Origin of the sequence: Embleya sp. NPDC056575 (assembly GCF_042793325.1) — a bacterium.
Taxonomy (GTDB): Bacteria; Actinomycetota; Actinomycetes; order Streptomycetales; family Streptomycetaceae; genus Embleya.
The window spans coordinates 1-23,331 of record NZ_JBHTVA010000074.1; the positions used below are offsets into that span (position 1 = coordinate 1).

Here is a 23,331-nt window from a genome sequence, read left to right on the forward strand (position 1 = left end):
CCCCCGCCCCCGCCCCCGTCCCAGGGCCTCGCCGACAAGATGCGCGCTCCGCCGCCGCCCGGAGAATTGAACGAAACGGTCGTTCGCACACCCGCCACGCGCGACTCCGAACGATCCTTCGCTCACGGGGGCGTCGACGAGAGGCACTTGTCATGGCCGTCACCGGCACGCCGATGAACCTCACCCGGGCCGCCCACGTCGGGATCTCGGTCTCCGACCTGGACGCCTCGATCGTGTTCTACCGAGCGCTCACCGGGCGCGAACCCGTGGCGGAGGGGACCATGCACAGCGTGCCGTTCGGTCGATCCCAGGGCCTGCCGGTGGCCGAACTGCGCTACGCCACGATCAATCTGGACAACAACCTCGGGATCGACCTCATCCAGTTCCGGGAGCCGGCCGGTGAACGCACGAACGGCATGGCCAACCGTCCGGGTTCCATGCACCTGTGCTTCAGGGTGGACGACTTCGACGCGATGTACGGGCGGATGAAGGAGGCGGGCTACGGCTTCCTCGGCGACGACTACACGTTCATCGCGGGCGAGGTCACCCCCGACGCCGCACTCGGCACGAAGGTCGCCTACTTCAACGACCCCGACGGAACCAACCTGGAAATCATCGAGCCCCGCGGCGGCTTCGCCGCGTGACCCGATCCGACGGCGACACCGCCCCGGGCCGACGGGCACGCCGACGCGGGCGATGCCCCGGCCACCATGCCGGCCGCGGTCCTCAGCACCCGGGCCCTGACCAGCCTCGACGCCACGTTCCTGGACGTCGAACGGCCCCGAACCCGGCGTTCGGTGTTGGTGATGATGGGCCTGGGGCTGTTCATGAGGCGCCCAGATCCCGCACGCCTTCGCGGATCGACCCCGGGCATTCGTGGCGTCCCTGCCGGCCATCCTGCCGCTCATCGACACCGCGCCGGCACTCACCGCCCCAACACCGGCCCTGCGGCACCACTACCGCCGCGTGACCACATGGCCCTCCTCCCGGGACCTCCTCTTCGACGCCGCGCACATAATGGAACGCATCCGCCTGCTGATCATCATCCAACTGGGCGAGACCGCGCCGACCATCGGCACGGCGATCCCCGACGCACCTCTCGACGCGGCCGGAGTGGCCACCGGACCCGAAGCCGCCCGTGCGCCGGCGTGTTCGCCGAACGCCCTCGGACCGGCGCGACCACACCCGGGAAGCCGACCACGTCCAAGCCCCACCGCGTGTGACCGCCGACGGGGATCTCGTCCACCCGTATGTCACGTGGTTCATCGACCGTGCGACCGAGGCGGTCACCGGGCGTGGCCGTCACGCCCGGCCCTGGGACGCGGGCCTCGGACCTGGCCCGTTGCGTTTCGCCGACGGGCTGCGCGCCGCCGAGCCATGGGCGGCAAGGGCGGGCGTCGCCCCGCAGCGGCGGCCGCGAAGACCGACGGCGTGCGCAGCGCATACCTGGAAGGGCGCTCCATCGCCGCCCCCGCCCGCGAGCACCGGGTCGGCCCGCGGCGCGATCCGCACGGCCGTCGCCGACCTCCTGCCCGCCCACGCCGCCGTCCAGGAGGACGCTCCCGGTCCGGAGCCGCTGCGCGCGGCATGCGCGGCGGTGGACGGCATCCGGGTGCCCCGACGCGAGAGGCCGCGCGGCCGGGCGGCCCCGCAGGCCGAAGCCCGCCCGCACGGCCGGGCCCGCGACCCGGTGGATGCGCTGGGTGCCGAATCCGCCGCGGTCCGCCCCACCGGGATACGAACCACTCGTCGGGTGTCGGGGCCGACCCGAGGTGTCGGAATACCTCGACCGGCAGCAGCGCCCTCGTCACACTGCGGCCGAATCCGGTGGACCACCGTCGATTCACCGGAAGAAAATTCGCCGGCACACATAGTCATGCAGAACTAGGGTGACTTCCGGGCCGTCCACCGCCCTCCGCGCAACCATCAGGGAGCAGCCGACATGTCCGATCTCACGATCGTCGAGATCCCGCAATGGCAGGGTTCCTCCACCACTACCGCACACCGCCTGGTCAAGGGCGCCCGTCTGCTCGCAAGAACCGTCCCCGACGCCCCCCGGATCCGGGTGGGCACCGACACCGCCCCCGGCCGAGCCCATGACGGCGTCGCGCACGCGGACGTGCTCGTCCACAACCTCGCCCTCGCCCGCCGGGCCGTGGCCGTAACCGACCGGCCCGTGTTGACGCTCGGCGGCGACTGCGGCGTCGACCTCGCCCCGGTCGAGGCCGCCCTGCGCCGGTATGGCGACCGGCTCGCGGTCGTGTGGTTCGATGCGCACGGCGACCTCAACACCCCGGCATCGTCACCGTCCGGGGCCTTCCACGGAATGATCCTGCGCGCGCTGCTCGGCGAGGGCCCGGCCGCGCTCGTGCCCGAACCCGCCCTGAAACCAAGCCGGCTCGTCCTCGCCGGAGTGCGTGCCCTCGACCCGGGCGAGCGTGCGTACATCGACCGACACGCCATCGCCGAACTGCCCGCAGCTCGCCTCGCCGACCCGACGGACCTGATCGACGCAACCGCCGCGACCGGCGCCGACCACATCCACATCCACATCGACCTCGACGTACTCGACCCCACCGTGTTCTCCTCGGTCGGCACCCCCGAACCGGGCGGCCTGACCCCGCAAACCCTGCTCGCCGCCGTCACCGCGCTCGTCGAACGTTTCACCGTCGCGAGCCTGACCATCACCGAATACGAGCCCCATCCCGAGACCGACTCCCTCCGCACCCGCGACCAGGACGTGCTGGCCGACATCGTCCCGACGCTGCTTCGGGCCGCCGCCGGCTGAACCCACCCCGACCCGGCACACCACGGCAGGACCCAACTCCCGGCCCCTCGACACCCTCAAGGCCGACGCCCGCCCCCGCGTCATCACCAGCCACGGCGTGGCCCTCCGCAACCGCGACCACATCGCCGACCGGATGACCGGGCAGGCCGCGAGGCCAGGGTCGCCACATGCCCCACCACACCCACGAGATCGAAGTCTGCACCCCCACGGCCGCCGCCTGGGCACCGCACACCTCGCCGACCAGGCCACCGACGAACAACGCGCCGCGCTGTGCCGTGCCCGAGCGACTTGCGCCCGCCGCCTGCGCGCCCAGGCCGAAGCCGCCGAACAACTGCGCCACAGCCGGTTCGCCCCCACACACGCCCCCGCCGACGCACACCGCCTGGACACCCCCGCCGCGCCGCGACCACCTCCGGCACCTCGCGCACGTCCAGGTGTTCCGGCACCCCGACGGCGTCCGTGTTCAACCCCACCGGCCGTGCCGCCCGCACACGCGCTCCCACCGCGCCGCATACCGAACCACCCGCACCGTCCCGCCGATACGCCGCGCCGCACACAGTCGACATCCGAACGCCACGGCCCGCCGCAACCCTTGCGACCTGCCCCGGCCGACCCCTGCCCGGCCGTTCTCCTCATCCCGACCTTCCGGGACGGCTGCGCCCGCCCGATCATTCCCACACGCGTCTCCAGGCCTGTGCCGACGCTCGATCGAAGACCTGCCGTGGGTGACCCCCCGTGTCCGGCGGGCACGCCATCGCCCGGCGGGCGGGTTCGTGGTCGCGGCGGTTGTGGGTCGGTCGTTGGTTGACTGGCCGGTAGGGGAGGAGATCATGACCGCAGAGCACGCCGAGTGCGGCGACGAGCTGCTGATTCCGATGCCACCGTTGAAGATCCGGGCGCTTCGGGAGGCGGTGGCGGTGTTGAGTCCGACCTACCTGCCGGAGTTTCAGCAGGAGGAGGACGAGGCCCTGGACCGGGTCGCGGAGAACCTCCAGCCGAACGCGGTACGGCTCTTCCTGCGCAAGTGGGCCGTGTTCGTGGCCATCGAGCGCCGCCCGGCCCCGGCCCGACGGCTGCGGGAGCCGGAGCGCGTCGTGGCCCGGTCGCACGACCCCGAGGAGATCCGGACCGCAGGCACCGGGATTGCCCGTCTGCGGGCCGAGGCGCACCGCGAGATCGCCGGTGAGTGACTGGTCCCGGGAATGGCTCCCCAGCCTCGAAGAGGTCGCCGCGGGCCTGCCGCCCGACATCCTGGCCACCGTCGAGAAGACGGCAGCGGACCCGGCCACCGTCAACTCCATGGTCTACCTCGACGGAGCCGACTTCCAAGGCACCGGCCCGGGCATGCGCACCCACAGCGACCCGGCCCATGAACGACCACGTCGTCTCGCCCTTGGCCGGAGCGGCCCGAAACACCCCCATCGACACCACACCCCACCCCCAATCCACTGCGAATCTCACATCCGCCGCACACGAGCCCCCCGACCCGACGCCGCCCCTTCACCAGCGCATGCCGAGTTCGGTGAGCAGCCGCACTCGTTCCTCGTTCAGCGATCCCCGTCGGTTGCGTCGGTTGTTGACCCATTTGCCGAGCCCACCTCGACCCCGACGACGATGGCATCGCCCGCGCCACCATCAGGTCCGGTTACGGTCTCCATCGTCCCGGTTTCGACGTGCGCGGGGTACTTCGAGGTGTCCTTCGCGTTCGTGGTGGGCGACAGCCGCGGCGAACGCCGTTTCCCACACGCCCCGACCACACCTCGGCACCCGAGCCCCGTCGCGGTCGAGACCGGGGCCGCCGACGTCGACGCCCGCAGCCTCCGCCGCTGCGCCGCCACCGCCTTCAGGTCGGATGCCGAGTTCGTCGAGCTGCCGGAGTTGGCCGGGCCGCAGCCCGGCCCCCGTGCCCGCCCCCCGGTGCCGCTGCGCCCAGGTGCCGATGTCTCGCCCGCCGGCGATGTGTCCGGGCACGAGTTCGTCGAGGGCCCCGCCGCGCCCGAGGAACAGTCGTACTTCGTTGGCGGCGCGTTGCCAGGCGATGGTCCCTCCGTTGGGTCGCCACCACGGGTCCAACTCCCGCAGCGCCCTCTCGCGTTCGGGGTGGTCGTCCATCACGCCGTGGCGTCGTTGGTTGGCGAGCCATTGTCCGATCCTGACGCCGTCCTGGACGGCGTTCTGTGATGCGGCCAGGTGCCCCACACCGTCCAGGTCCGGATCGGCCCGCACGGCCGGAACACCCGGCAGGTATACGAGCGATTCCATCCATTCATTATTTTGCCGTCCCAGCCTCTTTCGCAAAGTGATAATGGAATTTAAATGACCTGTTTTGAGGCGGATGATTGACTTTGTCATGGACATGGAGGATTTAGATGAGAATCTGATGCAACCGCTTTCGGATACGCAGATAATTACCGGCCAAGTGCCCTCTTTTCGTTGACGGCCGACTGCCCATCCGTAAGGATGGTTGCGCTGGGTAGGAGTCGATAAACGGGAGGTAAGTATGAACGGGCGTGTGAAGAAGTGGAGTTGCGTCGGGACTGCGGCCGCCACTCTGGCGAGTGTAGCCATCCTGGGAATGGCGGCGTCCCCCGCCGGCGCCGACACGCGATGCGATATGGGGAAAGAAATACTTATCAACGGCAACCCGGGGGCCGAAGATCCCAGTTGGGCGATGGGACACTCTCACAACACGGGTAATCACTACCTCGGCGGCATCGACAGCAACCTTGTATGGAGCTGGTGGGCCGACAACAACGGTGGAAACGACGGCGACACTTGGGACACGCACTACGGCTATCGTCAGTGCTGACCCGTACGTCCGACTAGATGCGCGCCCGTCCGGTGAGCTTCCGACCGGTCGGGCGCGTGCCGTTGCCATGGCGAGGATTTATGCGGAGTCCCTTGTTCCTGAGGGTATCGACCACGATGATTTTTTCGGTCTTTCTGGTCGGATGTGCTACAAGCAGCGACGGAGCGGACAGACCCGTACCGCCGTCGAAGGTGAAGCAGTCGCAATCCGAAAAAAGCGGAGCGATGGATTCCGGTAAGCCGGTGGCGTATACCGAATTACGCCCGGGAATGTGCTCGAACCATGCGGGAAAGGTTCGGGCGGACGACATGGTGGGTGTCGTGGACTGCACTGCTGCGCATCGCTTCGAGATCGTGGCCACTTTGAAAATGCCGGACCCCCCTGGTGCACCCTATCCGGGGCAGGGTGGATTGACGACGCGGGCCCATGAGGGCTGCGCATCCCTGCTGCGGGAACGAATCGCCGCGAACCTCCACGAGATCAGGTACTACTTTATCGCGACCGAAGAAGCCGGGTGGGTCGCCGGAAACCGGTCTTTTCACTGCGGTGTGACAACCGTCGAGCAGGTGAAACGGTGACCATGTCGGAGTTGGTGCGTTTCGAGGAGGTCACCAAGACCTACCGGACCGCACGGGGGCGCCGCCTGAGCGCCCTGGACCGCTTCTCCATGACCATTCCTCAAGGCCGCACCGTGGGCCTGCTCGGTCCCAACGGATCCGGCAAGACCACCGCACTCAAGGCCCTTCTCGGCCTGGTCCGCCCCGACTCCGGCACCATCCACGCCTTCGGCCACCTCCTGCCCCACGACCAAAGACACGTCGCCGCCCACATGGGCGCACTCATCGAAGGCCCCGCGTTCACACCCTCCCTCACCGGCAGGCACAACCTGCGCCTGACCGCACAACTCCTCGGCGCACCCACCCGAGCCGTCGACGAAGCCCTCGAACTCGTGGGCCTGGAGGCCGCGGCGGACCGCCGCTACGCCGGATACTCCCTCGGCATGAAACAGCGTCTCGGCGTTGCCGCAGCCTTCCTGGGACGCCCGGACCTGCTCGTCCTGGACGAGCCGATGAACGGACTTGACCCCGAAGCCGTCCGCGACATGCGTGGGCTCTTCGGCCGCCTGCGCGAAGAATTCGGGATGACCATGGTCGTCTCCTCGCACATCCTCGCCGAGGTCGAACAGGTCAGCGACCGGGTCACCATCGTCCGCGACGGCCGCTGCATCGCCGACGCCGACCTCACGGACCTCCTCGCTGAAGGCGGACCCCGACTCGTCCTCCGCGTCGACGACCCAGGCAACGCGCGCGCTGCACTCCTCGGCCACGGGTACCACACAACGACACGCACCGGTCCCCGTGGTACGGAACTACGCCTGGACGCAACCGCGCAAGGCCCCGACATCCTCAAAATCCTGACTTCCCAAGGCATATACCCCCACGAGATGTCACAGGAGTCGCCCGACCTCGAAGACGTCTACGTCGCCGCCATCCGCGCCGCCACCACCGCGGACCCGCAGAACGGCGAGCAAACGTGACCACACAGGTCCCCACCACCCCGGACCGGCGGGCGGGACCCCGCTCGTCGTGGGCGTTGGCCCGCGCCGAGGCCACACGGTTGACCTCCTACCGCTCCGTGCGCTGGGCCCTATACGCCCTGCCGGTGATCGTCATCGCCTACGGCCTGTCCAGACTCCTCCTCCACGACACCGACGTCGCAACCGCCTGGACCCACGCCGAAGCCGAATACCAAAAGGCGCTCCTCACCGCCCCGTCCCACGGCCTGGATATCAGCTCCGTCAGCGCCGCGAACTGGTACCACGAACCTCGCTACATGACGGCCACCGAGGCATTCGTAGACATGCGCGCCCTCATGTCCGCACTCGGCGCGGCCGCACTGGGCCTCGGCATCATCGCCGGCGGAGCCGACTGGACTTCCCGCGTCATGCTCACCTTGTCCACGGCCGAACCCAGACGCGGCGCACTCTTCGCCGTCCGCGCCGTGCTCACCGCCGCCATCGCCGCCGGCGCAGCCACCTGCGCCGGGATCCTCCTGGTCCCGACACTGCTGCTCGCCGGACGCTGGAAGGGCAGCCTGAACGGACTCGACGCCGACTTCTGGACGGTACTCGCCGGGCAATACACGCGCGGGATCGTGTACGTGTCACTCATGGGATTGCTGGGCTACGCCCTGGCCATGCTCTTGCGCCGCACGTCCGCAGCTCTAGCCGTGGCTTTCGTCTACCTCGCCTTCGCCGAACAACTGATCAGCGACTACGCGCCCGATCTCGACGAACGCCATCTCCAAGGCGTCACGTTCGCGATCCTCAACGACAAACCGGTGATCCCACTCGCCGACTCCGTCTGCATGGCCGGCCCCGGATGCGAGGCGATCCACGTCGATCTCACCCAGACCGACGGTTTCCTCACCCTGCTCGCGTACGTGCTGCCCGTCCTGCTCGCGGCGGCCTGGCGTCACACCAGGACGGACATCGGATGAACACCCGACCCCTCACCGACACCACCATTCCAGCCAGAACCGTCGAAACGGCACCCGCGACCCCGCCGGTGCCGTTGAGGCGCCTGATCCGCGCCGAGGTCTCCCGCGCGCTGGCCCCCCGAACGGTCCGGTACGCGCTGTACGCGCTCCCGCTGCTCGTCGTCGCCTTCGGGATCTCGCAGATCCTCTCCCACGATACCGACATGGCCGGCGCCTGGCGGACCGCCGATGCCGCGTTCCGCCGACATGCCGAGGAAGCGGCCTCCCACGCGCGGCCGCTATCACCCAGGATGAGCGCGAACGCCTTCTTCGATGACCCCCGTTACCAGATGGCCAAGGCGGCGTTTGTCGACCTGCGCGGCATCGTGTCCGCCCTGGGCACCGGGGCCGTCGCCTTCGGGATCCTCGCCGGAGGCGCCGACTGGACCACCCGCGTCATGCTGCCCCTCACCGCCACCGAACCCCGACGCGCCCGCCTGTTCACCACCCGCGCACTCGTCGTCGCCGCCCTCGCCGCCGCCCTCGCCGCCGCCACCGCGATTCTGACACTGCCCTTCCTCGTGGCCGCCGCGACACTCAACGGCAGCATGGCGGGCACCGACACCCGCTTTTGGCTCGTCCTGTCCCTCCTGGTCCTTCGCGGAATGTCCTTCGTCGCGGTCATGGCCCTGATCGGCTACGCCCTGGCCATGCTGACCCGGCGCACCTCGATCGCACTGGCCATCGCCTTCGCCTACGTCGTCCTCGGCGAACGACTCCTGCGCGACTTCGCCTCGGGCGTTTTGGAGTATCACCTCTCGGGGCTGACGTTCGCACTCCTCAACGAGCGACCGATGATGCCGAGTGACGCCCCCACCGACTGTGTCGGCGAGGTCGCTTGCGCCGCAATGCGCGAAGGCCTCACCGCTGGTCACGGCTATCTCGGACTATTCATCCACCTCATGCCGATCCTGACCTTGGCAGCTTGGCGATATGTACGCACGGACATCAAATAGGGGTGTGGGTGTGCGTTGTGACGGTGGTGTGTTGGTCGGTGTCGCTCGGTGGGGGTGTCCGGCGGGTTCGGAGGGTGTTTGAGGTGTGGTGGTGGCGCTGTTGTCGGCTGTCATGAAGTGATCAGGACAGTGCCGCGGGCCTTGTAACACGCCGGCGGGGGTTTGTCGGATGGTTGACCGTTCCTGTGTCACGTACCCCGGGAGCGGGGGTGTGTTCGGGATATGGCCGACGTACGCGGGAACGCCTGTTCTCCGGGCCCCCGGGGGGCCGCCTCGGTGCCGCGCCCGTGGGCGGTACGGCGTCTGCTCGACATCGACACCTCCGGGACGGTGAGCCGGTATGCACGTGCGGATCATCGCCGAAGCGGCCGGCGTCCGGGCGGGGTTATTCAGGGTCGGGTGTGGTGGTGGTTCCAGGACCGCGAGACGTCGTCGGGTCCGAGGAATGTGGTTACGGCCGGCTGCCGGTCGGGGTGGGGTGTCGCGGGTAGGCGCGTACGAGCGAGGGCGTGGGCGAGGACGACCGTTTCGGGATGGATGATCACGGGCCGGGCCTCAATGTCCACGAACTGCCGTGCGTGGTCGTGTGGTTGGGGTTGGCCACCGCAAGGCGGTGTCCTCGTGCCCGCCACCGGCCGGTGGGATACAGCTCGTGGTCGTACCAGCGGGTGACGATCGCCTGTGCCCACGTGTAGGCGGTGTTCGCGTTCGGCCGGCGTCCGAGCCTGTGGTGTTCCCAGTGTGTGTGGGCGAGTTCGAGCACACCCGGGGTGTCCACGAGCCATGGTCGGGGCCCGCCGGTGCTCCAACACGCGTGCCGTGGGCACCACACCCGGTGGGCGGGCGGGTAGACCCGTGCCCGCGCGGTCGCGCCGCAGGTGCGCCACGGGCACGCCCACGAGTGTTCTTCGTACGGGCCTGGGCGGTGCCACGCGGCGATGCCGGCCCCGGTCGCCCCGACAGCGTCCGGTGTTCGGGCCGGTTGCGTGGGATGTGTGGGACGTGGGATGTCGCTCGGCGTGGATAGAGTCGCCCGCGTTCGCGCCGATGACGGCACGGCGAGCGGACGACTTCGGGGAAACGAGGACTCACGCGTGTACGACGACGTATCGGCAGACGAGGCCGGTCTCGAGTCACCGGCCGCGCTGCTCGTGGCGGCCGGGCGGGCGGCCGATCACCGTGTCAACCTCGATCGTGAATCCGCCTTGTTCACCGGCCTGTTGGGCCGGCGTGTTCCGCCACGCCCCCTGGTGGACGCCGTGTTCGCGGTTCACTGGGTACCCGGCCTCGAGGCCCTGGTGCGCAACACGACGGCTCTCGCCGCCATCCCGGATCTGCGCGATCGGCTCACCGTCACCGGCGATCCGCGGATCGCGCTCGCCGTGTTCGAGGAACCGTCGTGGACCAAGCGCGACCGCAGGCGGGTATTGGCCGCTGCGGACACGCGGCCGGAGTGGCGGACTTCGTGGGCCACGCTGCGCCGACGGCTCGTGGACGGCAACGACCGTGCCGTTCTCGCCGCCGCCGTGGTGTGCCCGTTTCCCGACGTGCTGACCCACGTTCTGTCGTCACCCGACGTGCGACCGACCCGGGCCGAACGACTCCGTGCGCTGGTGTCCCTGCGCACCCATGGCGGCGAGGATGCGGTGCGCGCGGTGCTCGGTTCCGCGCAGGCCGACCCGCACCCCGATGTGCGTGAACTCCTCGAGGCGGCCGGTACGGGAATCGGCGACGATCGCCTGCGGGCCGCACTGATCGAGGCCGAGGGCACCGTCGGCCTCATCGAGGAACTGCGCCACGCGGACACCTATTCCGACGCGGCGGACAGCGTTGTCTGGCGCACCGAACTCGACGTGCCCGCCCTCCTCGCGGCACACGCCCTGATCCCCTTCGACCCGCCCGCCGCGCAGGCGCTCGTGGAACACCCTTACTGTCCAGCAGACTTGCTCATCGCGCTGTGTCGGACCCACCCGCGTCCGGAAGAACTCCTGAGCGTGAGTGCAACGACACCCCCCGCCACGGCGCTGGGCGAACTGCCGCCGAAACGCGTCACCGCGAAGGTGCTGAAGGCCTTGGTCGAGCGGTGTACGGACGGCGACGGCCTGTCCGGCGAGGACCTGTTCGTCCATGCCCGTCCGGCCAAGGCCGTACTCGCACTCGCGCATTCCGACAGCACCTGCGCCCCCGCGCCCATGTGGAAGGAATTCCACGCCCGTCTCGCCGAACTCGTCCGCACCGGGCTCGGAACCGACGCCGCGGCCTGGCACACCGTCGCCGAACACCTGAACCGTTTCCGCGGCACCGTGCCCGAACTCGTGGAGAAGGGCGCCCGGCACGCGGCCACGACCGACGTCCCCCTCGCGCCGTGGCCCGCCGCCGCGAACGTCCCCGGCCACACCGAAACACCGCGCCTCGACGCACGCCGCAGGGCCTTCGTCGTCCTCGCCGACGCCGCCGACGATCGCACCATCGACGCACTGGCACCTCACGTGGACGGCCGAACCGCGTACGACATCACCGTGCACGGCCGCTGGCGCCCCGCCCGCCTCACCGACCTGATCGCGCGCGGCCCGAGCCGCGAACTCGCCCTCACCGCCCGCCATCGTCGCCTGCCCGCCGAGGCGGTGGCTCCCCTCGCCGCTCTCGACGACCCGGAGGTGAACGCCGGACTCGTCTACCAGGTCCACGCCAACGGCCGTCTGCTCCAGGACCTCGTCCAGGGCGTCCCGCAGCGCCCGCACCCGGCGGGCACCCGTCTCCCGCTCTCGCCGACACTGCGCGCCGAACTCCTCCCCTCGGGAACGTCGCCGAAGCGACAGTGGCTGGTCCCGTTCGTCGGCTCCGGAGACCCGGATCTGCTCGCCGCGGCGCTCGCCGTCGTCCAGATCGGCAGTCGGCACCTGCAACTGAAGATGGCGTTGGGCCAGTGGGAACGTGCGGGTCGGGACGCGGTCGCGATTCCCTACTGGTTCCCGGACTCCACCAAGAAGTTGATCGCTGCTCTGCGCGCCGACCCCGATTCGCGGACCGCGCTGGAGACCCTGCGCGAGCACGTCAGGGACGCCGAATCCGCCGAAAGCCTCGGCAAACGTCTGCGCACCGCGACCGCTCGCTCGCTGCCCCAGCTCCTGAACGAGGGTTATCGCTGGGACTGGTCCGTCGTCGAGGCCGCGAACGCGCGCGGTCACCTCGGGCACGACGTCGTCCGTGGTCTCGCCGAACTCCCCCACTGCCCCGACACCTTGCGCCGACACCGTCGAGGTGCCACCCCGGCCCGCGACGGCGAACCGGCGTCGCGGGCAACACTGCGCGCCCTCGCCCGCCGTACCCTGCGAGCCCACGACGCCTGGGTGACGGACGCGCTCGCCGAGGGTCGTTTCACCATCCGGGACCTGCTGCAACACGGCCGACCGGCCGCCGTGTTGCCGGCCGCCCGGATCTTCGAGGACCACGACGCCGGCGCCCTGCTGGGACAACTCGTCCGCGACCATCTCGACGGCAACCCGGAGGCATGGGTGGTCGCCCTACGCCTCCTGGACACCTTCGCCGGCACCCTCCCGGAACTGCTCGCCACCGCGGCGAGCGCAACATCCTGACCGCAACTCCGCGACCGTCGAAGCCAAAAGGAAGCGGGACCGGTGTACACCCCGAGCAAAGGGAGTATTTTCCGCCCCCACCGCGCCGCCTGGAGCATCCGGCTGACAGGGCGCTGTGGCGGAGCGTTTCAATGATGGGGTGGGTTCCGTGGTGGTGGAGTCTCGCCGACAGGAGGTCGTCGGGCGCGACCGTCAGGCGGGGGAGCCCGAGGTGGCCGGCGATATGAGCCAGGGCTCGTGTATGTCGGTACGCGTGGTCCGGTCCGCACTGGGTGTCCGCGCACCTCGGCGCGGACTTCCGCGAGTTCGCCGCGTATCGGCGTCGATGGAGCTGCACACGACCTCTACGCCCGGATCAAGTCGCTTGCGTGCCCGCTGAAAGCTGGAGCGTTTTCTCCCGTCTTACCCATGACCTGTAGGTCCGATCAAGCTACGGGATGCCCGAATAGTCTGCGCAGCTTGCGAAGATGCACGTCTCCGCGAGCTGCGTAGACTGGGAATCGAGGCCATTCCTGCGGCAAGCCCCGCAGGGAGAGAGCACTGTAAATGCCGGCAGGCCGGCACCGCGGATCGCTGCCAAGACCCGGGGACATGCGCAATTGCTTCGAGGGGGCTGCTATGGAAAGCGCCACTTTCACCAACCCGAATCATCCAATCCCCGAAGAGGTAGCCAAAGGATTCGAGCTTTCTCACCGAGAAGAGCTGGAGAGAATGCGCCAGAATTCCGAAGTGGCGAGCCTCATGCGGCCCGACGGCGAAGCGCAGTCGATCAGGACGAACATGCTTCGATCGGCCGCACGAACTGTCGGTATCGACCTGGATGAATACAGCGAAACGAGTTCGAAGCACAGGCAGCGTCAAGTCGAGCGCTTGAGCGCACTCGCTCGTACATCGACTGACCAGCACAGGAACCTGAGCACTCTCGACTGGGAAGCTCCTGCTCCGAGGGACTCCGATCCAAGCTTCTGGTACGCCAATGCCCAGGCGACATGGACCGAACCATTCAGTGGGCGATTCCTGGCTGACGGCTTGCACTTCACGGGATGGCTCAATTACGACGGGAGCTCACTGAGCTTCCGCAATTTCGGTGTGAAGACCTGGTACGAACTCCAGGCCGACAGAATTCCGCCTTCTGCCTCGAACCGGTGGAGGTCGGATCCGCACATGGAGATCTTTGGCAACCTTTCCGGCGATTGCGGTGGCCCGGATCTATTTTCCGGAGATCGATGGTCAAAGTGCTGGATGATCCGGCGGCAAACTCTCTACCAAAATGTGTTCGGTCCGCCCGGAGGAGACAACAGGCGTATTCTGGGAGAGCGAATAGAATCCCCCAACTTGTTTTTCCTCGAGACCTCGGGGCTGGGTGGCGCGAAGAGCGCTCGCTTCCCGCTCCCCGGCTTCCAGTGGATGCCGTCGGTCACCGTGAGTTCACCCTTCCCCGGACTCAGTATCTGGGCAGAGATCGAGCTGCGCTTCGACATACAGTTGGAGGGCAAGAGTGATTTCATAGTCGGGCCCTTCGCCGACTGCTTGGTGCGCGGGTTCCAGTGGCCATTGGTGGCTGTATGACAGCCACCAGTGTGTCGTCGAGGATCGTCCAGCAGCCCCGCCCCCCGCGCGGCGGCAGGCACGCCCCCACAACAGGTTCGACCGCTGCGAACCGTCCGCCCGCCCCGCAGCCGCGACCGCGTGCGCGTGCCCGTCAACGTCCCGCAGCTTCGGGTGGAGCGGTGCGGTCAGTGGCGTCACCGGGGCACCTTCGTGACGGTGGTGACCGGGCGGGTGGGCCCCGCCAACGACCACGTAGCGGTAACCCGGCCCGGCGCCGCGTCCGCCGCGTCGCGGCTGTACGTGGGAGTTGGAGCGGGCGCCCCCGGCACCGCCCCGACCGCAGACACTGGGTCCTCGCTCGCCGCGGCGTGAAGCGTCCCGACGAGATCACGCACTACATCGCGTATTGCCCCGCCGAGACCACGCTCGACGAGCCCATACGCGTCGCGGGCAGCCGATGGGCGGTGGAGGAATGCTTCCAGAGCCCGAAGCAGGAACGCGGCCCGGACGACCACCAAGTCCGCCGCTACGACGGCCGGCACCGTCACACGACCCTCGCCATGGCCGCACACGCCGCGCTCACCGTCGCCCGCGCCCACGATCTCCACGACACCGGGAAAGCAGAAACGGATCCTCCGACCTCGTCCACCTCACCCTCCCCGAGATCAGACCCCTGATCCACCGCCTCACCCACCGACAACCCGCCCCCGTCGACCACATCCCCCACTGGTCACACTGGCGACGACGACGCCAACACCAAGCCAGGATCAGCCATTACAAACGGCGAGGCGACCCACTCCCGCCCTGACGGGCAAACACCGTTGCAGTAGGTGCCCCGGGCCCGCGGACCGCCGCCACACGAGACGACCATCCGGGTGATTCACGGTTCGATCCGCGCACGGCGCATCGATCGACGGCGCGGCCCGCCCAACGACCATCCGATCCAAAGGAAACGGCCGGCCGTGCCGACATCCGAGTGCGTGCGGGTGTCCTGCCGCCGGCGCACGGCGGGCAGCGCCCCTACCGCTCCAGCCATGCCTATTCCCCGCAGTCGGCGCACCGGCGGCCCGTGCGGGCACGGCGGCACACCCTCCAGGCAGCCGGCACGGCGGGTGCGGCCGACGCATCCGCCGGTACTCCGGGCGCTGCGCTCAGTGGCCCGGGGCGGGCTGCGACGCCGGGACGACGATCTCGCGTTTGAGGATCTTGCCCGTGGCCCCTTTGGGGAGTGCGGTCGCGAAGGTGACGATGCGCGGGTACTTGTAGGCCGCGAGTCGGTCTTTCACGTAGTCGCGGATCGCCTCGGCCGCAACGTCGTCGGCGCCGGCGCGCAAGACGACGACCGCCGCCACCTCTTCGCCGTGGACCGGGTGGGGGACACCGACGACGGCGGCTTCCGCGACGGCGGGGTGCCCGTAGAGCAGTTCCTCGATCTCGCGCGGATAGACGTTGTACCCGCCGCGGATGATCAGGTCCTTCTTGCGGTCGACGACGAAGTAGTAGCCCTCGTCGTCGACGCGGGCCAAATCGCCGCTGTGGAACCAACCTTCGCGCAGCGCGTCGGCGGTGGCGTCCGCGTGGTTCCAGTAGCCCTTCATCACGTTCTCGCCGCGGATCGCCAGCTCGCCGACCTCGCCAGGGGGCACCGCGCCGCCGTCGTCCGCCATCAGTCTCAGCTCCACGCCGCGGACGGGCAGGCCGATCGACCCCGCTTTGCGTGGGCGGTCGGGCGGGTTGAAGGCGGCCACCGGCGATGTTTCCGAAAGGCCGTAGCCTTCCAGCACCGCGACGCCGAAGCGCTCCTCGAACCCGTGCAGCACCTCGACCGGCAGCGCCGCACCACCGGAGACCGCCATGCGCAGCGCCGCGGCGTCGTATCCGGCGGGCCACTGGGTGTGGAGGAGTGCGGCGTACATCGTCGGTACGCCGAGAAACACCGTGACCCGGTCGCGACGCATGATCTCCAGCGCGCGCCACGGGTCGAAGCGCGGCAGCAGGGTCAGCGTGGCGCCGGCCGCGACGACCGTGTTGAGCGCGCATGTCTGCCCGAACGCGTGGAAGAGCGGCAGTCCGCCGAACACCACGTCGTCCGGTCCGATCCGGATGAGTGTCTCGACCGTTGTGGCGGTGTTCGACAGGAGGTTGCGGTGCGTCAGCTCGGCGCCCTTGGGGGTGCCGGTCGTGCCGGAGGTGTACAGGATCACAGCAGTGTCGTCCGGGGCTCGGTCGACGAGTCCCGGCATCGGCGCGGCGGCATCGAGCAGGTCGTCCCAAGCCGCGGTCTCGACGGCCAGGCACTCCGTGCCGGCCTCGGCGGCGGCCTCGGCGACCTGCCCCGCGCACTGTGGAGCCGCGATCGCCAGCCGGGCTCCGGAATCGCGCAGGGTGAAGGCGACCTCGCGGGTCTTCAGGAGCGGATTCACCGGTACGACGACGCCGCCCGCGCGGAGGATTCCGTAGTAGACGATCGGGAAGAGGGGGACGTTGGGCATGGCCAAGGCGACCCGCTCTCCCGGTTCGAGGCCGCGACCGCGCAGCAGCGCGGCGACCCGGGAGCTCGCATCGTCCAGTCGGTGGTATGTCAGCGCGGCTTCGGCATGGCGTATGGCGATCCGCTCCCGCTGCGCGGCGGCGGAGTCCAGCAGGATCGACGCGAGGTTGGTCATGTCGGCACTCTCCTTCGGCTGTCGCGGAGTGCGGTGCGGCGCTCGGTGGGCGAAACCTGCGGTACGCCTGGCGCATCGGCCGCGTTCACCGGCGCCATGCTAGATTCCGCATCCTTCTCACGCTTGACGTGACGTGACATCGGATTTGACAATCGGGGACACCTCATTCGGGAGTCCGACCGTTCGGGAGTCCGACCATGAAGCCCCTCGTCCGCGTCGCGGCCTTGAACGGTTACGTCGAGCTCAGCCGCTCGCTCGGGATCGACGCCCACGCTCTGATGAAGCGCGTGGGCCTGGTCGTCGGCGATCTTGCGGTGCAGGACCGCTGGATCTCCGGCGCGGCCGTCGCGCAGCTCCTGGAACTGTCCGCGGCCGCGTCTCGGCAGGAGGACTTCGGCTTGCGCATGGCGGAGCTGCGACGCTTCTCGAACCTCGGTCCGATCAGCCTCGCCGCGCGCGAGGAACCGGACGTGCGCAGCGCGCTGGAGCTGCTCCTGCGGCACCAGCGCATGTACAACGAGGCCCTGCACACCCGGTTGTCCGATGCCAACGGCCTGGCCACTCTGAAGATGGAACTCCGGTTCGGCGAGGCGATGCCGGCGCGGCAGGCCACGGAACTCGCGGTCGGCGCGTTCCATCGGATCCTGCGCGCGTTCCTCGATCCGCACTGGCAGCCCCTGTCCGTGTGGTTCGCGCACCCCGCACCGGCGGACACGTCGACGCACCGGCGCATGTTCGGCCCGGTCGTCGAGTTCGAGCGCGAGTACGACGGCATGGTCTTCTACGCGGACGACCTCGATGCTCCCAACGCGATGTCGGATCCGCTGCTGCGGGCGTACACGCAGCGGTACTTCGAGGCGATCGCGGCGCCTGCGGAGAGCACCGTGACCGACCGCGTGCGTGAGCTCATCGAGGTCCTGCTGCCCATGGGGCGCTGCTCGGTCGAACAGGTCGCGCGCAGTCTGCGCGTCGACCGGCGCACGGTCCACCGGCATCTCGCGCAATCCGGCGAGACGTTCTCATCGCTCGTGAGCGCCACCCGCGTGCAGCTGGCCGAGCGGTTCGTGGCGAACGAGCGCCGCTCCCTCACGGAAGTCTCCGACCTGCTCGGCTTCTCCTCGTTGAGCGCGTTCTCGCGCTGGTTCCGCACCCGGTTCGGATGCAGCCCGAAGGAGTGGCGCGGGCGCGCGGTCCAACCACGGAGCGCCCCCGGGGACTGACCCGTGCGGCGGGGTCGCGCTTCACCCGAGTGTCCCCAAAAGTCAAATCACCTGTCACCGCAAGTCAAACATCCGTGCACGGGCGGTCGTACGGTTTCAGGACCGCAGCAGGAACAAGCGCGGCAAGAACGCGGCCGACGATTCCCGGACCGACGGAGCCGTGCCCCCGGCCGCGCTCTCTCCGCACCGCCTGATCCATCCCACTCGGGCCGGCCCGCCCGGAGTGCGTCGCATCCATGGCCCCGACTCCGTTGCCCCGATCGTCTTGCCCCATCCCCGCGAGACGCCGCGTGTCAGGCCCTGTAGCCCCGGGCGGGAGCCGCGCGCACGATCGCCCAGGCTCCTGACCGTCCAATGAATGGAGACGAAACGTGCATTTCCACGACGACTCGCTGTTCCCGGAAAACCAGGAAAAACTGGTGATCCAGGCCGCACCGTACGGACCCGAGTGGCTGCCGGGTGACTCCGACGACATCCCGGTCACCATGGACGAGCAGGTGCGGAAGGCCGTCGACTGCTACAACGCCGGCGCCACCGTCCTGCACGTGCACGTACGCGAGCTCGACGGCCACGGCTCCAAGCGGATGTCCATGTTCAACGAGATGATCGGGCGGCTGCGCGAGGCCGTGCCGGACATGGTCCTGCAGATCGGCGGATCGATCTCCTTCGCCCCCGAGGACGAAGGCAGCGAGGCCAAATGGCTCAGCTACGACACGCGTCACCTGCTGGCCGACCTGGATCCCCGCCCGGACCAGGTGACGATCGCGATCAACACCAGCCAGATGAACATCGTCGAGATCATGAACGACGACGATCTCCAGGGCACATCGATCGCCAAGCCGGCGATGTACAAGGCGTACCGGGACATGGTCGTCGAGGCCGGGCCGGATTTCTACCTCGAACACCTCGAGCGGCTGCGCGCGAACGGCATCCAGCCACACTTCCAACTCGCCACCCTCGCACAGCTGGAGACGGTGGAACGGCTGATCAGGTCGGGCGTCCACACGGGGCCGCTGGTGCTCAACTATGTGGCGATCGGCGGCGGATTCGCGGGTCGACACCCCGCCGATCTGATCGAATTCGTCCGCCGCACGCCCGACGGCGCGGTGCTCACGATCGAAAGCTCGATGCGCGCAGTGGCGCCGATGAACGCCATCGGCATCGCGCTCGGCGTGCATGTGCGCGTCGGCAACGAGGACAACCTGTGGCGGCGCAAGGGCGAACGGATCACCACCGTCGAGCAGATCGAGCAAATGGTGCAGATTTCCGAGGCGCTCGGCCGCGACATCGCCAACGGCGCGGAGGCCAAGCGGATCTACCGGATCGGCGAGTACTACGCGGACACCGACGAGACGCTGACGCAGCTCGGCATGGTGCCGAACCGCCGTCCCGGTCAGCGGGGTTTCATGCTTCGCGACACCCGCCGCGCCGGGTCGGACGTCCCGGCTCTCGTCTGAGCGGCACCGCCGCCTCACGGCGCGGTGCGCGTGGGGCCGTCGGTGCCCGGCCGGCACCGGCGGCCCCACCGCCATCCCAAGCCCCCGTGCCCCTCCCACGCCGTTCGGCTCGTCGGCGGGGCAGGCCCGCAACGAACAACGGAGCACAACCGTGGCACACGCGATTCGCTTCAAGGAAACCGGCAGTCCCGACGTCCTGCGCCGGGAAGAAGTCGTCGTGGGCAACCCCGGCCCTGGCGAGGTTCGTATCCGGCACGCCGCCGTGGGCCTCAACTTCGCCGACACGTACTTCCGCACCGGCCTGTACCCGGCGCCGCTGCCCGCGGGGATAGGCGTCGAGGCCGCGGGCGTGATCGAAGCAGTCGGCGAGGGTGTGACGCACGTCGCCGAGGGCGACCGCGTGACCTACACCGGAAGTCCGCTCGGGGCCTACAGCACCGAACGAGTGATGCCCGCCGATTCGCTGATCAGGCTCCCCGACGGCATCGCCTTCGAGACCGCCGCGGCCATGACCATGCGAGGCCTCACCTCCGCATATCTGCTGCGCAGGATCCACCCGCTGCGCGCCGGGGACACGATCCTGCTCACCGCGGCGGCCGGCGGTGTCGGCCTCATCGTCTGCCAGTGGGCGAAACTGCTCGGACTCACCGTGATCGGTACCGTCTCCAGCGAAGACAAAGCCGAGCTGGCGCGGGCGCACGGCTGTGATCACATCGTGTACTACCAGCGCGAGGACGTGGCCGCCCGGGTACGCGAACTGACCGATGGTGCCGGCGTACCGCTGGTACTCGACAGCGTCGGCAGGACGACCTTCACGGCCTCGCTCGCGTCCCTGAAACGCTGCGGGCTGCTGGTGTGCTTCGGTACGGCCTCCGGCCCGGTACCGCCTATCGACGCCATGCAACTGGCAATCAACGGATCGCTGTTCATCACCCGCCCGGCACTGGCGGACTACATCGCGGACCCCGCCGAGCGGGCCGACCTCGCGGGCGAACTGTTCGGTCACGTCACCGCCGGACGCATCACGATCGCCGTCAACCAGCGCTACGCGCTCGAAGACGCCGCCCAGGCACACCGCGATCTGGAGTCGGGACGGACGACCGGTTCGTCGGTCTTCGTGCTCTGAGCGCCGCGCGGCCCAACAAGCCCACTCCCGAAGGAACCACCATGGACAAAACGCTCCGCCGCGTGGAGAGCACGTCCACGCCGGCGCGAACCACGCACCTCCGACCGAGCGAACCGATCGGCGTCGAACCGCTGACCTGCACCATCGGCGCCGAACTCCACGGCGTGAATCTCCGCGACGCGGCGTGCGACGACGCGTTGTTCGCCGAGATCAAGACCCTGCTCCTGCGCCACAAAGTGCTGTTCCTCCGCGACCAGGACATCACCCGCGCCGAACACGTCGCCTTCGCCGAACGGTTCGGCCATCTGGAGGAGCACCCCGTCGTCGGCAGCGACCCCGAACACCCGGGGCTGGTGCGCATCTACAAGGACCTGGACAGCCCGCCCGAGCACTACGAGAACGCGCTCCACACCGACGGGACTTGGCGTGAATCCCCGGCCATGGGGGCCGTGCTGCGCTGCGTCGAGGCGCCGCCGGTGGGCGGGGACACGATCTGGGTCAACATGGCCGAGGCGTACCGCAGGCTCCCGGAGCACATCAAGACACAGATCCGCGACCTGCGCGCCAGGCACAGCATCGAGGCGACCTTCGGCGCCGTCCTGCCGGAAGAGGAGCGGCATCGGCTCAGGGCCCGATTCCCGGACGCGGAGCATCCGGTGGTGCGAACCCACCCGGAGACCGACGAACCGATCCTCTTCGTCAACGGATTCGCGACGCACTTCGTCAACTACCACCGGCCCGAAAACGTCCGCTTCGGCCAGGACTACGCGCCGGGCGCGAGTGGCTTGCTGAACTACCTCATCAGCCAGGCCGCGATCCCCGAATACCAAGTGCGCTGGCGTTGGACCGCGAACAGCGTGGCCATCTGGGACAACCGCTCGACCCAGCACTACGCCGTCCAGGACTACTGGCCCGCCGTGCGCCGGATGGAGCGGGCCGGGATCGCGGGCGACAGACCGTTCTGATCCGCCTATCGGAAGCAGGTGACAGGATGACGACCGGGTTCCGCGCGACCGCCGTCCCCCTCCCGGCGGCAGCATCCGTCTCGGCCGGGTGGGCCGTACCCCGACGCTACGCCTGGGTGGTCTTCGCCCTGAGTTTCGGGCTGTTGCTGTCGGACTACATGTCCCGGCAGGTGCTCAACGCCGTCTTTCCGATGCTGAAGGACGAATGGCTGCTCTCGGACGCCGAGTTGGGCTCGCTCAGCGGCATTGTGGCACTGATGGTGGGCCTGCTCGCCTTCCCCATGTCGCTCATGGCGGACCGCTGGGGCAGGGTGAAGACGCTCCTGTCCGCCGCGACGGTGTGGAGCCTGGCGACGCTCGGCTGCGCGATTTCGGGGAACTACGGCCAGATGTTCGCCGGACGGGTGTGCGTCGGAATCGGCGAGGCGGCCTACGGCAGCGTGGGCATCGCCCTGGTCCTGAGTATCTTCCCGTACGCCCTGCGGGCCACGCTCTCCGGGGCCTTCATCGCCGGCGGGGCCTTCGGCTCCGTGCTGGGTACGTCGCTCGGCGGGATCATCGCCAACCATTTCGGCTGGCGCTGGGCGTTCGGCGCGATGGGCTTCTTCGGGCTGGGGCTGGCGGTGGTCTACGGGTTCGTGGTCACCGAGAAGAGACTGGACCCGCAACGGAGTCCGGGGTTCGCCCCGCGCGCCGCACCCGGACTCGACGGCGGGGACACGAAGCCCCGACTGCGCGGGCTGCTCGCTCGGCTGTTCTCGTCCGCGTCCGTCGTGAGCGCCTACATCGGCAGCGGGCTGCAGATGGCCATCGCGGGGGCTTTGATCGCGTGGCTGCCCAGTTACTTCAACCGCTACTACGACATGTCCACCGGCAAAGCCGGGGTGGTCGCGGGAGGCATCGCCTTGATCATCGGCCTGGGGATGATCGTCGGCGGGATCGCCTCGGACCGGATCAGTCAAGCGTCCCCGATCCGGAAATGGGCGGTCGCCATGACGTGCAGTGCCGGTTCGCTCGTCTTGCTGACCACGGCATTCCTCCTGCCCGTCGGGCCGCCACAGGTGCTGGTGTTGGCGGCCGGGGCCCTGCTTTCGGCGGGGACGGCGGGACCCGCGGCGGCCATGGTGGCGAACCTGACCCCGGCATCCCTCTCGGCCACCGCGTTCGCCACGCTCACCCTCGCCAACAGTTTCCTGGGGTTGGCGCCCGGCCCGACGGTTACGGGCCTGCTCGCCGACCACATGGGCCTGCGCGCTGCGATGAGACTCATCCCACTGGTGGCGATTGCCGCCACCGCGGCGTTCGCGATCGGCCGCCACCACTACGAGCGTGACCTGCGCCGACTCGGCGGATTCGCCGAAGCCGGGGTGCCGCGGGAAACGGAGTCGTCTTCATGAGCCGGACCTTCGAGCCGACCGTCGTGGTCGTGCCCGGTCTGCGCGACCACGTCCCGGACCACTGGCAGACTGTGCCGGCCGAACGGCTGGGCGCCGCCGGAGTCGCCGTGCACACCGTTCCGCCGTTGACGCCGGAACATCTCAGCCGTGCCGCGCGTGTGGCCGCGCTGGACGACATGCTGTCCCGGGCCACCGGACCGGTCCTGCCGGCCGCCCACAGCGCCGGGGTCATGCGCGGGGCTCCCGGCTTCCCGCACGTCTT

At 69.2% G+C, this 23,331-nt stretch carries 18 protein-coding genes and 2 pseudogenes; 17 read left to right on the top strand and 3 right to left on the bottom strand.

Annotation, left to right across the window (positions count from 1 at the left end; genetic code table 11):
• The first annotated feature begins 152 nt into the window (after nucleotides 1-152).
• The 3 genes from ACFRCG_RS39220 to ACFRCG_RS39230 all read left to right on the top strand — a co-directional run bounded on the left by ACFRCG_RS39220 (nucleotide 153) and on the right by ACFRCG_RS39230 (nucleotide 3,978).
• Complete coding sequence (locus ACFRCG_RS39220) at nucleotides 153-644, top strand: VOC family protein (RefSeq protein WP_380040541.1); 492 nt, start codon at nucleotides 153-155, stop codon at nucleotides 642-644.
• Between the two features lie 1,298 nt (nucleotides 645-1,942).
• Complete coding sequence (locus tag ACFRCG_RS39225; RefSeq protein WP_380040543.1) at nucleotides 1,943-2,788, top strand: arginase family protein; 846 nt, start codon at nucleotides 1,943-1,945, stop codon at nucleotides 2,786-2,788.
• 830 nt (nucleotides 2,789-3,618) lie between these two features.
• Nucleotides 3,619-3,978, top strand: coding sequence for a hypothetical protein (locus ACFRCG_RS39230; protein ID WP_380040545.1), 360 nt, complete (start codon nucleotides 3,619-3,621; stop codon nucleotides 3,976-3,978).
• A gap of 445 nt (nucleotides 3,979-4,423) precedes the next feature.
• On the opposite strand, the gene ACFRCG_RS39235 is transcribed toward ACFRCG_RS39230, so the two are convergent.
• Nucleotides 4,424-5,050 carry a helicase associated domain-containing protein gene (locus ACFRCG_RS39235; protein ID WP_380040547.1) on the bottom strand — a complete coding sequence of 209 codons (627 nt, stop codon included), beginning with the start codon at nucleotides 5,048-5,050 and terminating at the stop codon, nucleotides 4,424-4,426.
• Between the two features lie 250 nt (nucleotides 5,051-5,300).
• Here ACFRCG_RS39235 and ACFRCG_RS39240 point away from each other — a divergent pair, with 250 nt between their 5' ends.
• The 5 genes from ACFRCG_RS39240 (at nucleotide 5,301) to ACFRCG_RS39260 (ending at nucleotide 9,091) form a co-directional block, all read left to right on the top strand.
• Nucleotides 5,301-5,597: a hypothetical protein gene (locus ACFRCG_RS39240; protein WP_380040549.1), complete on the top strand. Its 297-nt coding sequence runs from the start codon at nucleotides 5,301-5,303 to the stop codon at nucleotides 5,595-5,597.
• 191 nt (nucleotides 5,598-5,788) lie between these two features.
• Nucleotides 5,789-6,175, top strand: coding sequence for a septum formation family protein (locus ACFRCG_RS39245; protein WP_380040551.1), 387 nt, complete (start codon nucleotides 5,789-5,791; stop codon nucleotides 6,173-6,175).
• 2 nt (nucleotides 6,176-6,177) lie between these two features.
• Complete coding sequence (locus tag ACFRCG_RS39250) at nucleotides 6,178-7,134, top strand: ATP-binding cassette domain-containing protein (protein ID WP_380040615.1); 957 nt, start codon at nucleotides 6,178-6,180, stop codon at nucleotides 7,132-7,134.
• Nucleotides 7,131-8,096, top strand: a complete 966-nt coding sequence (locus tag ACFRCG_RS39255) for a hypothetical protein (RefSeq protein WP_380040553.1) — start codon at nucleotides 7,131-7,133, stop codon at nucleotides 8,094-8,096. The genes ACFRCG_RS39250 and ACFRCG_RS39255 overlap by 4 nt, the downstream gene beginning before the upstream one ends.
• Nucleotides 8,093-9,091, top strand: a complete 999-nt coding sequence (locus ACFRCG_RS39260) for a hypothetical protein (RefSeq protein WP_380040555.1) — start codon at nucleotides 8,093-8,095, stop codon at nucleotides 9,089-9,091. The genes ACFRCG_RS39255 and ACFRCG_RS39260 overlap by 4 nt, the downstream gene beginning before the upstream one ends.
• A 541-nt stretch (nucleotides 9,092-9,632) precedes the next feature.
• Here ACFRCG_RS39260 and ACFRCG_RS39265 read toward each other — a convergent pair.
• Nucleotides 9,633-9,869 (bottom strand): hypothetical protein, encoded by a 237-nt coding sequence (locus tag ACFRCG_RS39265; protein WP_380040557.1) that lies wholly within the window; start codon nucleotides 9,867-9,869, stop codon nucleotides 9,633-9,635.
• A 316-nt stretch (nucleotides 9,870-10,185) separates the two neighbouring features.
• On the opposite strand from ACFRCG_RS39265, the gene ACFRCG_RS39270 reads away from it, so the two are divergent.
• From ACFRCG_RS39270 to ACFRCG_RS39280, 3 genes and pseudogenes are all read left to right on the top strand, one after another.
• Nucleotides 10,186-12,687, top strand: a complete 2,502-nt coding sequence (locus ACFRCG_RS39270) for a hypothetical protein (RefSeq protein WP_380040559.1) — start codon at nucleotides 10,186-10,188, stop codon at nucleotides 12,685-12,687.
• Between the two features lie 618 nt (nucleotides 12,688-13,305).
• Nucleotides 13,306-14,256: a hypothetical protein gene (locus tag ACFRCG_RS39275; RefSeq protein ID WP_380040561.1), complete on the top strand. Its 951-nt coding sequence runs from the start codon at nucleotides 13,306-13,308 to the stop codon at nucleotides 14,254-14,256.
• 299 nt (nucleotides 14,257-14,555) lie between these two features.
• A pseudogene (locus tag ACFRCG_RS39280) lies at nucleotides 14,556-14,915 on the top strand (IS701 family transposase); the annotation flags it as partial.
• A gap of 474 nt (nucleotides 14,916-15,389) precedes the next feature.
• On the opposite strand, the gene ACFRCG_RS39285 reads toward ACFRCG_RS39280, so the two are convergent.
• Nucleotides 15,390-16,904, bottom strand: a complete 1,515-nt coding sequence (locus ACFRCG_RS39285) for a long-chain fatty acid--CoA ligase (protein WP_380040563.1) — start codon at nucleotides 16,902-16,904, stop codon at nucleotides 15,390-15,392.
• Nucleotides 16,905-17,101: 197 nt separating this feature from the next.
• Between ACFRCG_RS39285 and ACFRCG_RS39290 the strand changes: the two genes are divergently transcribed.
• The 6 genes and pseudogenes from ACFRCG_RS39290 to ACFRCG_RS39315 form a co-directional block, all read left to right on the top strand.
• Entirely contained in the window at nucleotides 17,102-18,124 is a 1,023-nt protein-coding gene (locus ACFRCG_RS39290) for an AraC family transcriptional regulator (RefSeq protein ID WP_380040565.1), read from the top strand.
• Nucleotides 18,125-18,495: 371 nt separating this feature from the next.
• On the top strand, nucleotides 18,496-19,581 hold the full coding sequence (locus tag ACFRCG_RS39295) for a 3-keto-5-aminohexanoate cleavage protein (RefSeq protein ID WP_380040567.1): 1,086 nt from the start codon (nucleotides 18,496-18,498) through the stop codon (nucleotides 19,579-19,581).
• Between the two features lie 151 nt (nucleotides 19,582-19,732).
• Nucleotides 19,733-20,707, top strand: a complete 975-nt coding sequence (locus tag ACFRCG_RS39300; RefSeq protein ID WP_380040569.1) for a quinone oxidoreductase family protein — start codon at nucleotides 19,733-19,735, stop codon at nucleotides 20,705-20,707.
• Nucleotides 20,708-20,748: 41 nt separating this feature from the next.
• Complete coding sequence (locus ACFRCG_RS39305) at nucleotides 20,749-21,672, top strand: TauD/TfdA dioxygenase family protein (RefSeq protein ID WP_380040571.1); 924 nt, start codon at nucleotides 20,749-20,751, stop codon at nucleotides 21,670-21,672.
• A 26-nt stretch (nucleotides 21,673-21,698) separates the two neighbouring features.
• The gene (locus ACFRCG_RS39310; RefSeq protein ID WP_380040573.1) at nucleotides 21,699-23,069 is read left to right on the top strand and encodes an MFS transporter; all 1,371 of its coding nucleotides are present in this window, start codon (nucleotides 21,699-21,701) and stop codon (nucleotides 23,067-23,069) included.
• Nucleotides 23,066-23,242: pseudogene (locus tag ACFRCG_RS39315) on the top strand (alpha/beta hydrolase); the annotation flags it as partial. The gene ACFRCG_RS39310 and the pseudogene ACFRCG_RS39315, both read left to right, overlap by 4 nt.
• Nucleotides 23,243-23,331 lie beyond the last annotated feature (89 nt).

Excerpts from the sequence above, each read along its gene's own strand:
- ACFRCG_RS39275 (WP_380040561.1), top strand. The coding sequence starts at position 13,306 with ATGGAAAGCGCCACTTTCACCAACCCGAATCATCCAATCCCCGAAGAG.
- ACFRCG_RS39230 (WP_380040545.1), top strand. The coding sequence starts at position 3,619 with ATGACCGCAGAGCACGCCGAGTGCGGCGACGAGCTGCTGATTCCGATG.
- ACFRCG_RS39305 (WP_380040571.1), top strand. The coding sequence starts at position 20,749 with ATGGACAAAACGCTCCGCCGCGTGGAGAGCACGTCCACGCCGGCGCGA.
- ACFRCG_RS39310 (WP_380040573.1), top strand. The coding sequence starts at position 21,699 with ATGACGACCGGGTTCCGCGCGACCGCCGTCCCCCTCCCGGCGGCAGCA.
- ACFRCG_RS39290 (WP_380040565.1), top strand. The coding sequence starts at position 17,102 with ATGAAGCCCCTCGTCCGCGTCGCGGCCTTGAACGGTTACGTCGAGCTC.
- ACFRCG_RS39235 (WP_380040547.1), bottom strand. The coding sequence starts at position 5,050 with ATGGAATCGCTCGTATACCTGCCGGGTGTTCCGGCCGTGCGGGCCGAT.
- ACFRCG_RS39285 (WP_380040563.1), bottom strand. The coding sequence starts at position 16,904 with ATGACCAACCTCGCGTCGATCCTGCTGGACTCCGCCGCCGCGCAGCGG.
- ACFRCG_RS39220 (WP_380040541.1), top strand. The coding sequence starts at position 153 with ATGGCCGTCACCGGCACGCCGATGAACCTCACCCGGGCCGCCCACGTC.
- ACFRCG_RS39250 (WP_380040615.1), top strand. The coding sequence starts at position 6,178 with ATGTCGGAGTTGGTGCGTTTCGAGGAGGTCACCAAGACCTACCGGACC.
- ACFRCG_RS39225 (WP_380040543.1), top strand. The coding sequence starts at position 1,943 with ATGTCCGATCTCACGATCGTCGAGATCCCGCAATGGCAGGGTTCCTCC.
- ACFRCG_RS39260 (WP_380040555.1), top strand. The coding sequence starts at position 8,093 with ATGAACACCCGACCCCTCACCGACACCACCATTCCAGCCAGAACCGTC.